We start from the raw sequence: 15,583 nt of genomic DNA on the forward strand, positions 1-15,583 counted from the left end.
GGACTAGGAGGAGTAGAAACATGCGTAAAACAAAAATTGTATGTACTTTAGGACCAGCAAGTGAAACATTGGAAAAAACTAAAAAGCTAATCCAAGCAGGGTTGAATGTGGGAAGATTAAATTTCTCTCATGGTGATTTTGAAGAACATGGAAATCGCATCACAAATATCAGAAAAGCTAGTGAAGAGTTAGGTAAGACTGTTGCCATCTTATTAGATACAAAAGGACCTGAAATTAGAACAGGGAAATTAAAGGAAGATAAGGTTCAACTTGTTGCCAACGAATTTATTACCTTAACTACAGAAGAAATTCAAGGTGATCAAAATCGTGTAGCTATTACTTATGACAAACTTCCCGAAGAAGTTCAAATCGGATCTACGATATTAATTGATGATGGATTAATTGGTTTGAAAGTTGTGGAAGTCCAAAATACTGAAATTAAATGTCAAATTGTGAATGGTGGCTTGCTTGGCAGTAGAAAAGGTGTAAATGTACCTGGGGTAAAGATTTCTTTACCTGGTATAACTGAAAAGGATACCAATGATATTATTTTTGGAATTGAGCAAGGGGTAGACTTTATTGCAGCTTCATTTGTGCGAAAAGCAAGTGATGTATTAGAAATTCGGGATTTATTACAACGTTATAATGCACAGCATATTCATATCATTTCAAAAATTGAGAATCAAGAAGGTGTAGACAATCTTGATGAAATTTTAGAAGTATCCGATGGTTTAATGGTGGCACGTGGAGATCTTGGAGTTGAAATTCCAGCTGAAGAAGTACCATTAGTTCAAAAACGAATGATTGATAAATGTAACCAATCAGGGAAACCAGTGATTACGGCCACACAAATGCTTGATTCTATGCAGCGTAACCCTCGCCCAACTAGAGCAGAAGCGAGTGATGTTGCCAATGCGATTTTTGATGGAACGGATGCTATCATGTTATCTGGAGAAACAGCTCAAGGGAAATATCCTTTGGAATCAGTACAGACAATGGCTCGAATTGCAGAAAAAGCAGAATCTGCACTTGAATACCGTGAAATCTTCTTAAAACAATCGAGTATTCAACAAATAACGGTTACTGAATCCATCAGTCAATCCGTTGCGAACTCAGCTTTAGATTTAAATGCAAAAGCTATTTTCACTTCCACACAAAGTGGTTATACAGCTCGAATGGTTTCCAAATATCGTCCGAAGTCTCCAATTATTGCAGTAACTCCTGATGAAGTGGTTATGCGTCGCTTATCGTTAGTTTGGGGAGTGAATCCAGTTAAAGGAGAGCAGGCAGAGTCTACAGATAAAATGTTTGAATTAGCAGTAAATAGTGGTTTGAGAGCAGGGTATGTTCAATTCGGAGATTTAGTAGTGATCACAGCAGGAGTTCCAATTGGGCGTTCAGGCACAACAAACTTAATTAAAATCCACCACATTGGCGAAATGATTGCTAAAGGTCAAGGAATAGGTAGTTATAGTGTAACAGGTAAAGTTGTTGCAGCCCGTACACCAGAAGAAGCCAAAGAAAAGGTTTCAGAAGGATGTATATTAGTGACAATTGGAACCGATAAGGATTATATTCCAGCGATGCAAAAAGCATCAGCAATTATAACTGAGACAGGTGGTCTTACTTCACATGCAGCAGTAGTAGGAGTTGAACTAGGTATTCCTGTTATTGTAAATGTACAGAATGCTCTAGACATATTAAAAGATGGCATGGATGTTTCTGTATATAGTGAACAAGGCTTCATTTATTCTGGGAAATCAGAAACATTATAACCTCTTTAATCACAATCATATAGATTAAACTTTACTTTCTAAGAGCTTTGTCAGCCAAATCTGACTAGCTCTTTTTATTATGTTAAAATAAAAATATGGATAAAGTAGGAGGGGTACATAGTGGAGACAACAGAATGGCTAAAGCACTCAGTAAGGGTAAGATATCAAGAAACAGATCAAATGGGTGTAGTACACCATGGGAATTATTTGAATTGGTTTGAAATAGGAAGGACAGAATATGTAAGAGAGATGGGTTATAGTTATAGCGAAATAGAAAAATTAGGTCTATACCTTCCCGTTGTTGATGTACAAATGAGCTTTAGAAAACCTGCTAAATATGATGATGTTATTGATATTTATACGAAAGTGGTTGAATTTACGAATAAAAAAATCATTTTTGAAGTTGAAGTTAAAAAAGGTGATGACCTTTTAGTTACTGGAAAAACAGTACACGTATGGTTAAACGCAGAATGGAGAACGGTTCGTTTGGATGAAGTAGCACCAGAGTTATATGAACGTTTGACAAAAGGAGCTGTAATTGACAAAGTAAAATGAAAGGAGTGTTATTATGTTTCGTTTACTCGTTGTCATTATGATCGTTGTACCTGCAATAGAAATTTGGGGATTAATCACAGTGGGAGGATTAATCGGTGGATTTGAAACGTTTATTTTAATTTTACTTACTGGATTTATAGGTGCTTTTTTAGCAAGAAGCGAAGGGTCCAAGGTCATGAATCAGGCTAGAATTGAAATGTCATCTGGCCGTGTACCAGCAGGTTCTATTTTAGACGGTATATGTATATTTTCAGGTGGATTACTTTTACTTACTCCAGGATTTTTAACGGATACTATAGGCTTTTTGCTTGTTTTACCAATGACAAGAGGTTTTTTTAAGGCATGGATTTTGTATTTTATAAAAAAGCTAATGTCCAAAGGAACCATCATCCGTTTTTAGAATATGTTTTTAAGTACATATAAAAACAGGATGAATGTGAATTCAGTATGGAATAAAATAATCTTTATAATAATGATAATGAAGTTTTATGTCCAGATGAGTTCACAATTTGTATGAAATCCTTTATCATTAATGTGAATGACTATTAAACTAAAAGAGTTAAATATTTGGATAATCAATTCAAGTAATTTATATCTTTAAATAAAGGAGAGTATATAATGACAGCACCTACAAAAGGTTTAGAAGGTATCGTGGCTACTACTTCTTCAGTAAGCTCCATTATTGATGGTGTATTAACATATCGTGGTATTAACATTGATGATTTAGCTGAAAAAGGTACTTTTGAAGAAGTTGTTTATTTATTATGGTATGGTAAATTGCCAAATCAAACAGAATTAACAGAATTCAAAAAACAAATAGTTGAAAATATGGTAATTCCGAATGAAGTTTTAGATCAAATCAGACTATTTCCTAAAGATGCTAACGCGATGGCTGCACTTCGTACAGCTGTTTCAAGTTTAGCATTGTATGATGAAGAAGCAGAGGATATGAGTAAGGAAGCAAACATAAGAAAAGCAATTCGTCTTCAAGCCAAAATTCCGACAATCATTTCTGCTTTTGCAAGAATTAGAGAAGGAAAAGAACCAATTCAACCTAAAAAAGATGCATCCCTTTGTTATAACTTCTTATACACACTTACAGGTGATGAACCAGATCCTATTGCGATAGAAGCTTTAGACAAAGCCTTAATTTTACATGCTGATCATGAATTAAATGCTTCAACTTTTGCTTCTCGTGTGACGGTTGCAACATTATCAGATGTTTATTCTGGAGTTACATCAGCCATCGGTACATTGAAAGGACCTCTTCATGGTGGAGCAAATGAAGCAGTAATGGTGATGTTAGAAGAAATAGGTACCATTGAAAATGCTGAACCGTACATTGAAAAGAAATTAGAAAATAAAGAAAAAATCATGGGATTTGGACATCGTGTTTATAAAACAGGTGACCCTAGAGCTAAACATTTACAAAAAATGTCCTATGAATTAGGTAAAATCACTGGCGAGATGAAGTGGTATGATATGTCAACTATCATTGAAAAAATGATTACCGAGAAAAAAGGATTAAAACCAAATACTGATTTTTATTCAGCTTCTGTGTATACATCCTTACAGATTCCCCGTGATTTATTTACACCTATTTTTGCATTTAGTCGTGTATCTGGTTGGACTGCTCACATTTTAGAGCAATTAGACAACAATCGTTTAATTCGCCCTCGCGCTGAATATATTGGACCATCTAGCCAACCATATGTCGATATAGAAAACAGATAATATAAGTTCTTAAAAAAACTTTAGCAGAATGAAGGAGGTACCTATATACATGGTACAATTCAACAATTACGATTTACCAACAAACGGTGAGAAAATTACAATTCAGAATGGACAATTGCAAGTTCCTAATAAACCAATTATTCCTTTTATTGAAGGAGATGGGACAGGTCCTGATATATGGGCAGCTTCAAAACGAGTATTAGATGCTGCAGTAGAAAAAGCCTATAACGGTGAAAAAGAAATTGCTTGGTATGAAGTTTTTGCAGGTGAGAAAGCTTTTAATAAATTTAATGAGTGGTTGCCAGAAGATACTTTAACTGCAATAAGGGAATATATTGTTGCAATTAAAGGACCTTTAACGACACCTATCGGAGGAGGAATTCGTTCTTTAAACGTTGCACTTCGACAAGAATTAGATTTATATACTTGTCTTCGTCCAGTACGTTATTTTGATGGTGTTCCTTCACCAGTTAAGCAACCTGAATTGGTTGATATGGTTATTTTCCGAGAGAATACAGAAGATATTTATGCAGGAATTGAATATCAACAAGGATCTGAAGAAGTAAAAAAAGTCATTCAATTTTTACAGAATGAAATGGGAGTAAACAAAATTCGTTTTCCTGAAACTTCAGGTATTGGAATTAAACCCGTTTCTTCTGAAGGGACAAAACGTCTTGTCAAGGGTGCAATCGAATATGCGATTAAACATGGACGTAAAAGTGTAACCTTAGTACATAAAGGAAACATTATGAAATTTACTGAAGGTGCATTTAAAAACTGGGGTTATGAATTAGCTGAAGAAGAATTCGGTGATAAAGTATTTACTTGGGGGCAATATGATCGAATCCAAGAAGCTGAAGGCAAAGAGGCTGCTGATAAAGCTCAAGATGAAGCCCTTGCTGCTGGTAAGATACTAGTAAAGGATGCAATTGCAGATATTGCACTACAACAAGTACTTACTCGTCCGAAAGATTTTGAAGTTATAGCTACTTTGAACTTAAATGGTGACTATTTATCTGATGCTTTAGCTGCTCAGGTAGGTGGAATTGGTATTGCTCCTGGTGCAAATATCAATTATGTTACTGGACATGCAATCTTTGAAGCAACTCACGGAACAGCTCCAAAATACGCTGGTTTAGATGTAGTTAACCCAGGTTCTGTCATTCTATCAGGTGTACTAATGCTTGAACATTTAGGTTGGAATGAAGCTGCTAATTTAATTTACAAAGGGATGGAAACAGCAATTTCTAACAAAACAGTAACATATGATTTTGAAAGATTAATGGAAAATGCTACAAAAGTGAAATGTTCTGAATTTGCAGATGAAATTATCAAACACATGGCTTAAAAATAAAATAGTTTTAATGAAAATCCCCTCACTGATTGAAGTGAGGGGACTTTAAAGAGTAAAAAAATAAAAATTACTTAAAAGAGGAGAATCTTAAATGGCAATTCAAAGAAAAAAAATTGCAGTTGTAGGAGCTGGATTTACTGGAGCAACTACTGCACTTATGTTAGCTCAAAAAGAATTGGGTGACGTAGTATTAATTGATATTCCTGGCCTAGAGAATCCGACAAAAGGTAAAGCGCTAGATATGTTAGAGGCAAGTCCAGTACAAGGCTTTGATAGCAACATTATTGGTACTTCAAGTTATGAAGATGCTGAAGGTGCTGATGTGGTCATTATTACAGCAGGAATTGCACGTAAACCTGGTATGAGTAGAGATGATTTAGTAAATACGAATGCAGGTATCATGAAATCTGTATGTGAGAATGTAAAAAAATATTGCCCAGATTCATATGTAATCATTTTAAGTAATCCAGTAGATGCTATGACATATGTAGCATTTAATACGCTTGAGTTCCCTAAAAATCGTGTAATTGGCCAATCAGGTGTTTTAGATACTGCACGTTACTTTACTTTTATTTCTCAAGAATTAAATGTTTCCATTGAAGATGTTCACGGTTTTGTATTAGGCGGTCATGGGGATGATATGGTACCACTAGTACGTTACACGAATGTAGCAGGGATACCCATTGATAAATTAATGCCAGCTGATCGCATTGAAGCCATTGTAAAACGTACGCGTACAGGTGGAGGAGAGATCGTAGGTTTACTAGGAAATGGAAGTGCATATTATGCACCTGCTGCTTCTCTAGTTCAAATGACAGAAGCCATATTAAAAGATAAAAAACGTGTATTGCCTTCTATTGCATTTCTTGAAGGTGAATATGGATATGATAATTTATTTATTGGGGTTCCAACGATCCTTGGTGGAGATGGAATTGAAAAAATTATCGAATTAGAATTGACAGAAGAAGAAAAAACAGCTTTAGATAAGTCAGCAGAGTCTGTTCGTAAAGTGATCAGTGTTGTAGACAACGGTTAAACATGATAGGATAAAAAGAGTATGGATTTATTCCATACTCTTTTTATGCTAAAATCACCTATGGGTGAAGGTTTATTTAATTAAATAGATGGAGGGTTATTCATATGTGGGCACAACTTCATACAATAGTAGGTTTATTATTAATTGCTTATATCATACTTCCGTTTCTTATCCTATCTTTAAAAAATGGAAATGAAGGGTTAGCAAAAGTATCTGTCTTTATTAATCGTATAGGAATGTACATATTAATTATTTCATTTTTGACAGGTGGTTATTTAATAAGTCAATATGAAGGATATTCCATCGTTTGGATGATTGTTGTAGTGTTGTTGATACTAATTATGTTTGCTATGACGGGAATGATCTCAAAACCATTAAAACGTGTAAGGGATCGGAGTGCGATTGATAAGGATGTTAAAAAAGCAAAAATATTTAGTTTCATTAATGCAATTGCTGTACTCATCATTATTGTTTTAATGTACAATCCTGGTCTGTTGTAATTTGAATAACAATTATAAAAAAACACCGAAAGTACTATAAAGTACTTTTGGTGTTTTTTTGACTTTAAAAGACTCGCTAATCAGTAAAAATTTTTATTTTCTAAGTTCAATACTAAGCGATAAAATGTGTATCTATCTATGGATACTTGTCTATACCAGATGAAAGGTTTGAGCATAGTATATATTAATCTCTTATTGATAGGAGGTGAAATCAATGGGAGGATCTGTAGGTATTGTACTAGTGTTATTTATTCTATTAGTGATTATTTTAATTGCAGCAGTAAGAAAATGTTATTGATAAATAAAGAGAAGGTTTAATGATATTCTATCATCGATGCGCTCGTTTTACCTCTAGTGAAAAACCTCACTATTATTTAAAGTAGTGAGGCTTTTGCATGTGTGATTATCTCAACTGCTAATAATGTGTACATGTCTAAGGATACTTGTTTATACCAAAGGAAAGGTTTGAACATAGTATATAGTATCTCTTCATGATAGGAGGTGAAATGAATGGGAGGAATTTTAGTTGTTGTATTAGTGTTATTTATTTTATTAGTGATTATTTTAATTGCAGCAGTAAGAAAATGTTATTGATGAAGTAAATAGAAGATTTAAGGAATATTCTACTTCCTGCCCTCTTTTATATACCTCATGTAAACCTCACTATTTTTTATAAAAGTGAGGTTTACAAATGAAATTGGGTACTTTCATCAATGTACTATTCCATACGAATCTATTTTCTAACATTGTATATATTATCTCACTGAAATAGTGGTGAGGTAGTTGCAGTGTTAAATCTCCTTTTTGAATAGGATCATGTTACTCGGAAAAAATCGAAAAAACTAAACCCTTTCAATATAGATGAAAGGGCTTAGTTATTTAAATGTATAATTCTGGACTAAATTATTTTCTAAGAATTATATTCACTATTTTGGATACCTTTATTTCTGCTGAACAGACTTAATTCATCTAATGTTTTTTCAAAACTTGGTGCAAGTGAGTTTAGAAAGAAATCAACTTCAGGCATATTTTTGTTTTTCAAACTTAATTCAATATCTTTTTTGGCTGTTGCAAATTCCCTGTTACCAGCAGAGAATTCAGAAATACATTTTAAATAAGCATCAATCTCATCAGCCGCTTTTACATATTTCATTAATTCTTGATCAGATTCACTGTTTTGTATTAAAGTTTCATACTTTGGTTTTAACACATCTGGAACAGTATTCATAAGTCGATCTGATGCTAATTCTTCAATTTCTCTAAAACTATTTAAGATTTGATCATTATGATGTTTGACAGGGGTTGGTATGTCCCCAGTAAAAACTTCAGTTGCATCATGAAACAAAGCTATACAAACAGCTTTTTCTGTATTTATGTTTTTATCAAATACTTCATTTGCTATAGAGCATAATACGTGTGTGATAAGTGAAACATGATAGGAGTGCTCAGCAACATTTTCATTTACTACATTTCGCATTAGACTCCATCTTTTAATGTATCGTAGCCGATATAAATAAGCTAAAAAATGGCTGTTTTCCATCATATAAAATACCCAACTTTCTATTCTGATCCTATAGGATATGAAATCAGAACCATATTTGTTAGCAGTATTATATCACAATAATTATAAGTGAATAAAACAAATGTTCGTAAACAGGTAATTAAAATAGTCATTTACATCGGGGGAATAGTCCAATCTAATTGCTGTATAAGACATATACTATAATAGAAATGGTTGGGGAGGTGAGTGTATATTATGTTTTTCATCGTAGGTATTGTTGTTGTAGTACTGGTTTTATTTATACTGCTGGTGATCATTCTAGCCGTCTTAATCCCTTTCAAGCGATTCTTCCCACACAGAGTATTTTGTTAAATTGGAAAAATAACCATACAACAAACTGTATGGTTATTTTTTTTGAAAATAATAAATATTTCATGAACAAGAATATGCTTCTTAGTTGAATAATAATGAAATGTTTACTTTTATGATATAATATTGAAAGTGAATTTTGTGTTAATACATATGCAATCATCTTTCTAGTATGAAAAATGAAGATGCACTTTTAAATAACATAGCTTTATACGGGGGGGAGTATTTCTATACCATGAAACATTTTGAAAAAAGCGTTTATCAATTAATCGTAGAAACATCAACAAATTTACCTGTAGATGTACGAAAAGCAATCAAGAGAGCAAAATCTAAAGAGAATGAGGGAACGAGAGCATCTTTATCTCTATCTACTATTTCGAATAACATTAGTATGGCTGAAACTAATATTTCACCGATTTGTCAGGATACAGGGATGCCTACTTTTATAGTGCATACACCTGTGGGAGCCAATCAAATTGAAATGAAAAAAGACATTCTTTCAGCTATAAATAGAGCGACACAAAACAGTAAACTTCGTCCAAATTCTGTAGATTCACTTACAGGTGAAAACAGTGGTGATAATATTGGAGAAGGAACGCCAGTTATCCACTTCGAACAATGGGAAAAAAATGACATTGATATTCGTTTAATATTAAAAGGTGGAGGTTGTGAAAATAAAAATATTCAATACAGTTTACCGATGGAACTTGAAGGCTTAGGTAAAGCTGGTCGAGATCTTGACGGTATTCGAAAGTGTATTCTGCATTCTGTTTATCAAGCACAAGGACAAGGATGTAGTGCTGGATTCATTGGTGTAGGAATTGGTGGTGACCGTACAACCGGATATGAACTTGCAAAGAAACAACTTTTCCGTGAAGTGTATGATATAAATCCAAATCCTGATTTGCAAAAGCTAGAAGAATACGTTATGAAAAATGCAAATAAGTTAGGTATCGGAACGATGGGATTTGGAGGGGAAGTGACTCTGCTAGGTTGTAAAGTAGGGGTAATGAATCGTTTACCTGCTAGTTTTTTTGTATCAGTAGCTTATAATTGCTGGGCATTTCGCCGTTTAGGTGTTTTGATAGATTCTACTTCTGGGGAAATTAATGAATGGATTTATGATAAAGGTAGTGATGATAAGACAAATGATGCAAACCAAAATAAAGTAGTATCTGATAAAGGAAATCATTCATCTGATCAAAAAAAAGTCGTTTTACAAGCTCCAATTACTGAGGAACAAATTCGCGACTTAAAAGTTGGTGATGTGGTTATTATTAATGGGGCCATTCATACTGGGCGAGATGCATTACACAAGTACTTAATGGAGAGCGAATCTCCTGTAGATCTTAATGGCGGTATTATTTATCATTGTGGTCCTGTAATGGCTAAAGTAGATAATGAATACGTTGTAAAAGCAGCTGGTCCAACCACGAGTATTCGTGAAGAACCTTATCAAGGTGATATCATTAAAAAATTTGGTATTCGTGCAGTTATCGGAAAAGGCGGTATGGGAGCAAAAACTTTATCAGCTTTAAAAGAACATGGTGGAGTTTACTTAAATGCCATCGGTGGTGCTGCTCAATATTATGCTGAATCCATAAAAAAAGTAGATAGTGTAGACTTTTTAGAATTCGGGATTCCTGAAGCGATGTGGCATTTACAAGTAGAAGGGTTTGCAGCCATTGTGACAATGGATGCTCATGGAAATAGCTTACATGCAGACGTTGAAAAATCATCACTTGAAAAATTAGCTCAATTTAAAGAATCAGTATTTTAGAACAAAATAGTTTATAATAAAATAATATCCCAGTATCTTTTGATACTAGGATTTCTTTTTTATATTAAAAGTAAAATAATGTAATTTTCTTTGTTTTGGGATATAGAAAGATAGGGGTTTCTGATGGTCAAATTACGGGTAAGATTAACATTAATTATAATTGCTTTGTTGGCAGTAACTGCACTAGGGGCAGGTTTTTTTACAGTTGAGAAATTAAAGGATTCTCAGCTGCAATTTTTGAAGGATCAATTACTCCAGGAGATTAAAGTAATCCAAAACACATTGACTTGGAGAAACACTGTGAATGATCAAGAATTGATTGCTTATTTTAGTGAAGGTGCTGAAGAACTCAGTAAGTCAACTCAAGCTAGAATCACATTTATTGATCTTGAAGGAAATGTTGTAGGAGAGTCAGATTTCGATCCTCAGCAAATGGATAATCATTTATTTAGAGAAGAAATATTATCGATTAGTGAGAATGGAGAGTATGGAACTGCCATTAGATACAGTGAAACAATAAAACATAATATGTTATATGTTGCTTCTCCTTTTAACAATAATAATAACCCTATTGGATACTTGCGTTTAGCGATAAATCTAGATGAAGTGGAATACAAAACAAATGAATTATGGACTTATTATATCATTGGGATTTTCTTTTTATTAATTGTAACCGCAGTAATCAGTTATTTAATTACTCGTGGATTAACAAAACCTTTAGAAAATATAATGATGGTAGCACAGCAAATTACACGTGGTAATTATCAATCTAAAGTAAAAATATATAACAAAGACGAAATAGGTCGATTAGGAAAAGCTATAAATAAAATGGCTTCAAGTTTACAGTATCAAATGAATCGGATATCAGAAAATGAGATCAGACTTAAAACGGTTTTAGAACATTTAATTAGTGGCGTTATTATGATCGACCGTCATGGCAAAATTGTATTATTGAATCGGACATCTGAAAATATACTTGGTATAAAGGAGAATGAAATATTAGGAAAACGATACATGGATACAAAACAAAATCAGGAATTAATTACATTGATACAAACCTGTATTCAGAAAAAGCAGCATATTCGTGAAGAGTTAACCTTCTATTATCCAGAGCAACGAACAATAGAAATGAATCTAGTTCCACTGCACCAAGATCATAGACAATGGTCAGGAATATTAATTGTAATGCATGATATTACAGCGATCCGTAAATTAGAAAAGATGAGAAGTGATTTTGCTGCAAATGTCTCACATGAGTTGAAAACACCTATTGCGGCTGTAAAAGGTTTTTCAGAAACACTTTTATCTGGAGCTTTAGATGACAAGGAGACTGCAAAATCATTTTTGAAAATCATTTATGATGAAAGTGATCGTTTAAATCGGTTGATTAGTGATATATTAGACTTATCTAAAATTGAATCAAAGGCAATTCCACTCGATTATTCTCCAATTGCTATGAAGGAATTTGTACAGAAAACAGTACAAATGTTAGAGGCACAATCTAATGAAAAACAAATTCATATTTCTCTAAATGTAAATCAAGATTTATACATGGAGGCAGATGAGGATAGATTGAGGCAAGTATTTATTAACTTATTATCCAATGCTATTAACTATACTCCTGAGGGAGGGCATATTCAAATTAGTGTAGCGTATTTAAATCTTTCTGAAGATGTAAATGATGAGAAAATTCGAATAGAGATTTCAGATACTGGGATAGGGATTCCAAAAAAAGATTTACCACGAATATTTGAACGTTTTTATAGAGTGGATAAAGCTCGTTCCCGCATCTCTGGAGGAACAGGGTTAGGATTATCTATTGTAAAACATATTGTTGATTTGCATAAAGGAGAGATCAAGGTGGAAAGCGACGTTGGGAGTGGAACTACTTTTATCATTGATTTACCGCTTGTACAATAATTTACAAATAGTTTACATAGATTTAATAATTGGATGATAAACTAATATAGTTGTTAGAGGAAGATTAAAACTTTTTAATAAATGAACACCCAATATATTTAAGAGGGGACAATTTAGTATGTCGAAAAAAGTGTTAGTCATTGAAGACGAACCTACATTATCGAGACTATTATCATATAATCTCTCTCAAGCAGGGTTTGAAACGAAGGTAGCTGAGGATGGAAGAGTTGGATTGCAATATGCACTTCAGCAATTTTTTGACTTAATTATTTTAGATATTATGCTGCCTGGCTTAAACGGATTTGAAATACTTACAAAAATAAGAGAACAAAAAGTGAAAACACCGATTATTTTTTTAACAGCGAAAACAGCTGAAGATGAAATTGTACAAGGACTAAAACTTGGAGCGGATGATTATATTACGAAACCATTTGGAGTAGCTGAATTGTTGGCAAGAGTATCCGCTGTTTTAAGAAGGTCTCTTTCTGAGGAAACACAGGTTGATGAAACAACTGATGAAAATGTAATTATACTTGGGGATCTAAAAATTTACCCTGATCAATATGAAGTTTTATTAAATGAGGAAAGTATTTCATTACGTCCCAAGGAATTTGAAGTATTACTGCATATGGTAGAAAGACAAGGTAAAGTAATTACAAGAGATGATCTAATGAACATTGTTTGGGGGTTTGATTACATAGGAGGGCAACGCACAGTAGATGTTCATGTGAGTTCACTTCGTAAAAAGCTTGAGTTAGGTCAAAATTCAGTTAAAATTGAATCTATTCGTGGTGTCGGTTATAAATTAGTTGTAAAAAATAATTAATAAAATGGATTTTATTCATTTGATTTCCAATTCAGCATTTTTTTACGGAATTCGTTTGGTGAACAGTGATTGTACTTTTTGAAAATTTTATAAAAATGAGCCATGTTATTCATATTGATACTCTCGCCAATTTGCGTGATACTATCTTCTCTCGTTAATAACATTCTTTCAGCTTTTTTAATTTTTTTATAATTAACGTATTCTATAAATGTCATTTGGATTGTATTTTTAAAAAATTTAACAAAGTGATAATAACTCATATTCACCATTTGTGCTGCAGTTGCAATGCTGATTTTATCCATTAAATGAGAATCAACATAATCAAGTACTGGCTTGAGGCGAAGAAAATCTGCATTGTGCTGAACATTGAGTGTTTTATTAGTATCATTTCGTAATAATACCAGCATAATTTTATGGATAAAAAGAGTTACTGCAATCTCATATCCAGTTTTTTTACTCTGAGATTCATTATATATTTCTGATACAGCATCAAATATTTCATTCTTTGCTAATACATTATTTTCGAAAATATAATTGAGATGACTTAACGGATCATTTGTTCCTGCAAAATATTTGATATATGGCATTATGCTGTAATCGAAATATTGTTCAATATCAAACTGTAGTACAATATATTCTAAACCTTCTTTTATCATCCGATCTCGGTGAAGCTCATTTGAACCAATTAAAATAACATCTCCAGATTCCAACAAATATACAACTTCTCCAACATGAACTTCTAATTGTCCACTTAACACTGCTATTATTTCCACTTCTTTATGATAGTGCCAGGTAATCATGTTATGATTTACTCTCTTACTTTGAAATGTTTTTAAAGATAATAAAGGGTTTTCAAATGAAATTTTCTCATTTATTATCATTAGCTTCAATCCTCCAATATCCCAAAATTGCATAAAAGTAAAACTATTATGGTAATATTATTTTCTCTTTTCATCGTGTATAATTTTGTTAGATTCCAAACTATTATGAGTTAAAATAGCTTGAGTATAGGAATCAAAATGACATACATTTAATAATATAACACAAAATTGAATAAAGTATATCATGATTAAAAATGGAGGGAAGTTGGATGAACAAGAAACTAAAAGTCGGAATTATTGGATGTGGAGGAATAGCAACTGGAAAACATTTGCCCTCACTCTCCAAATTGAAAACGGTTGAATTAACAGCATTTTGTGATGTTAATATTTCTAATGCTGAGCAAGCTGCTAAAAAATTCGGTATTGAAGGGGCTAGAATTTTTTCTGATTACAATGAGTTATTAAATGAAACATCCATTGAAGTTGTTCACATTTGTACTCCAAATGATTCCCACGCAGATATTGCAATTGCAGCCCTTAAAGCAGGTAAACATGTAAACTGTGAGAAACCAATGGCAAAAACAGCTGCAGATGCCAGACGAATGTATGAGGCTTCCAAAATATCAGATAAAAAGCTTACGATCAGTTACCAAAACCGTTTTAGAGCAGATAGTCAATATTTGAATCAAGCTTGTAGAGAAGGTGAATTAGGTGAAATTTATTTTGCCAAAGCTCACGCTATTCGTCGACGTGCGGTACCTACTTGGGGTGTCTTCTTAGATGAAGAAAAACAAGGAGGAGGTCCATTAATCGACATTGGTACTCATGCACTGGATTTAACACTATGGATGATGGATAATTATAAGCCAAAAGTCGTATTAGGAACAGCTTTCCATAAACTATCTAAACGGGAAAACGCAGCGAATGCATGGGGACCTTGGGATCCAAATGAGTTTACTGTAGAAGATTCTGCCTTTGGAATGATTAAAATGGAAAATGGAGCAACGATTATATTAGAATCAAGCTGGGCATTAAATTCCTTAGATGAAGGTGAAGCAAAATGCACGCTTGCAGGAACTGAAGGCGGGGCAGATATGAAGGATGGACTTCGCATTAATGGTGAAAGTCGTGGAAAATTATTTACAAATCAAATTCAAACGAATGTCGGAGGAGTTGCATTTTATGATGGAAAAGAAGAAAGTGATGCAGACTTAGAAATGAGATTGTGGATTGATAGTATTCTTTATGATACAGAGCCTATAGTTAAACCTAAACAAGCCCTTGTTGTGTCAGAAATTTTAGAAGCGATATATGAATCTTCAAAAACAGGAAAAGCCGTTTATTTTGAATAGTATGTGATTACTTCTATTTGTTCCACTTCATCACATCTTTGGTGATGAGCTAGATATGAA

Annotated in this window: 13 protein-coding genes; 11 read left to right on the forward strand and 2 right to left on the reverse strand. The window is 33.2% G+C overall.

Translation table 11 applies throughout. The features are described from left to right. Positions 1-20: 20 nt before the first annotated feature. The 7 genes from pyk (at position 21) to ERL59_RS04900 (ending at position 6,954) form a co-directional block, all read left to right on the forward strand. Complete coding sequence (pyk, locus tag ERL59_RS04870) at positions 21-1,775, forward strand: pyruvate kinase (RefSeq protein WP_160645061.1); 1,755 nt, start codon at positions 21-23, stop codon at positions 1,773-1,775. 120 nt (positions 1,776-1,895) lie between these two features. After that, on the forward strand, positions 1,896-2,330 hold the full coding sequence (locus ERL59_RS04875) for an acyl-CoA thioesterase (protein ID WP_160645062.1): 435 nt from the start codon (positions 1,896-1,898) through the stop codon (positions 2,328-2,330). A gap of 13 nt (positions 2,331-2,343) precedes the next feature. Beyond that, positions 2,344-2,730, forward strand: a complete 387-nt coding sequence (locus ERL59_RS04880; protein ID WP_160645063.1) for an FxsA family protein — start codon at positions 2,344-2,346, stop codon at positions 2,728-2,730. A 218-nt stretch (positions 2,731-2,948) separates the two neighbouring features. Further along, positions 2,949-4,064: a citrate synthase gene (citZ, locus tag ERL59_RS04885; protein WP_160645064.1), complete on the forward strand. Its 1,116-nt coding sequence runs from the start codon at positions 2,949-2,951 to the stop codon at positions 4,062-4,064. Positions 4,065-4,113: 49 nt separating this feature from the next. Next, on the forward strand, positions 4,114-5,412 hold the full coding sequence (icd, locus tag ERL59_RS04890) for an NADP-dependent isocitrate dehydrogenase (protein WP_160645065.1): 1,299 nt from the start codon (positions 4,114-4,116) through the stop codon (positions 5,410-5,412). Between the two features lie 97 nt (positions 5,413-5,509). Beyond that, positions 5,510-6,454 (forward strand): malate dehydrogenase, encoded by a 945-nt coding sequence (mdh, locus tag ERL59_RS04895; protein ID WP_160645066.1) that lies wholly within the window; start codon positions 5,510-5,512, stop codon positions 6,452-6,454. Positions 6,455-6,558: 104 nt separating this feature from the next. Further along, positions 6,559-6,954, forward strand: a complete 396-nt coding sequence (locus ERL59_RS04900; protein WP_160645067.1) for a hypothetical protein — start codon at positions 6,559-6,561, stop codon at positions 6,952-6,954. Between the two features lie 910 nt (positions 6,955-7,864). Here ERL59_RS04900 and yfbR read toward each other — a convergent pair. Continuing rightward, positions 7,865-8,497, reverse strand: coding sequence for a 5'-deoxynucleotidase (yfbR, locus tag ERL59_RS04905; protein ID WP_407925680.1), 633 nt, complete (start codon positions 8,495-8,497; stop codon positions 7,865-7,867). A gap of 562 nt (positions 8,498-9,059) precedes the next feature. Here yfbR and ERL59_RS04910 point away from each other — a divergent pair. The 3 genes from ERL59_RS04910 to ERL59_RS04920 all read left to right on the forward strand — a co-directional run bounded on the left by ERL59_RS04910 (position 9,060) and on the right by ERL59_RS04920 (position 13,350). Further along, positions 9,060-10,604: a fumarate hydratase gene (locus ERL59_RS04910; protein WP_160645068.1), complete on the forward strand. Its 1,545-nt coding sequence runs from the start codon at positions 9,060-9,062 to the stop codon at positions 10,602-10,604. Positions 10,605-10,727: 123 nt separating this feature from the next. Beyond that, positions 10,728-12,524 (forward strand): two-component system histidine kinase PnpS, encoded by a 1,797-nt coding sequence (gene pnpS / locus ERL59_RS04915; protein WP_160645069.1) that lies wholly within the window; start codon positions 10,728-10,730, stop codon positions 12,522-12,524. Between the two features lie 118 nt (positions 12,525-12,642). Further along, on the forward strand, positions 12,643-13,350 hold the full coding sequence (locus ERL59_RS04920) for a response regulator transcription factor (protein ID WP_160645070.1): 708 nt from the start codon (positions 12,643-12,645) through the stop codon (positions 13,348-13,350). 11 nt (positions 13,351-13,361) lie between these two features. On the opposite strand, the gene ERL59_RS04925 is transcribed toward ERL59_RS04920, so the two are convergent. Then, on the reverse strand, positions 13,362-14,231 hold the full coding sequence (locus tag ERL59_RS04925; protein WP_235929797.1) for a helix-turn-helix domain-containing protein: 870 nt from the start codon (positions 14,229-14,231) through the stop codon (positions 13,362-13,364). Between the two features lie 209 nt (positions 14,232-14,440). On the opposite strand from ERL59_RS04925, the gene ERL59_RS04930 reads away from it, so the two are divergent. Continuing rightward, a complete protein-coding gene (locus ERL59_RS04930) occupies positions 14,441-15,523 on the forward strand; it encodes a Gfo/Idh/MocA family protein (RefSeq protein ID WP_160645072.1) in 1,083 nt (360 codons plus the stop codon). The last annotated feature ends 60 nt before the right edge of the window (positions 15,524-15,583 follow it).

It is taken from the genome of Chengkuizengella marina (assembly GCF_009910845.1).
Lineage (GTDB): Bacteria > Bacillota > Bacilli > Paenibacillales > KCTC-33759 > Chengkuizengella > Chengkuizengella marina.

What these genes read in the sequence shown, in the direction of transcription:
- ERL59_RS04900 (WP_160645067.1), top strand. Translation starts at nt 6,559, where the DNA reads ATGTGGGCACAACTTCATACAATAGTAGGTTTATTATTAATTGCTTAT.
- pnpS (WP_160645069.1), top strand. Translation starts at nt 10,728, where the DNA reads ATGGTCAAATTACGGGTAAGATTAACATTAATTATAATTGCTTTGTTG.
- pyk (WP_160645061.1), top strand. Translation starts at nt 21, where the DNA reads ATGCGTAAAACAAAAATTGTATGTACTTTAGGACCAGCAAGTGAAACA.
- ERL59_RS04910 (WP_160645068.1), top strand. Translation starts at nt 9,060, where the DNA reads ATGAAACATTTTGAAAAAAGCGTTTATCAATTAATCGTAGAAACATCA.
- mdh (WP_160645066.1), top strand. Translation starts at nt 5,510, where the DNA reads ATGGCAATTCAAAGAAAAAAAATTGCAGTTGTAGGAGCTGGATTTACT.
- ERL59_RS04925 (WP_235929797.1), bottom strand. Translation starts at nt 14,231, where the DNA reads ATGATAATAAATGAGAAAATTTCATTTGAAAACCCTTTATTATCTTTA.
- yfbR (WP_407925680.1), bottom strand. Translation starts at nt 8,497, where the DNA reads ATGATGGAAAACAGCCATTTTTTAGCTTATTTATATCGGCTACGATAC.
- ERL59_RS04920 (WP_160645070.1), top strand. Translation starts at nt 12,643, where the DNA reads ATGTCGAAAAAAGTGTTAGTCATTGAAGACGAACCTACATTATCGAGA.
- ERL59_RS04930 (WP_160645072.1), top strand. Translation starts at nt 14,441, where the DNA reads ATGAACAAGAAACTAAAAGTCGGAATTATTGGATGTGGAGGAATAGCA.
- ERL59_RS04880 (WP_160645063.1), top strand. Translation starts at nt 2,344, where the DNA reads ATGTTTCGTTTACTCGTTGTCATTATGATCGTTGTACCTGCAATAGAA.
- citZ (WP_160645064.1), top strand. Translation starts at nt 2,949, where the DNA reads ATGACAGCACCTACAAAAGGTTTAGAAGGTATCGTGGCTACTACTTCT.
- icd (WP_160645065.1), top strand. Translation starts at nt 4,114, where the DNA reads ATGGTACAATTCAACAATTACGATTTACCAACAAACGGTGAGAAAATT.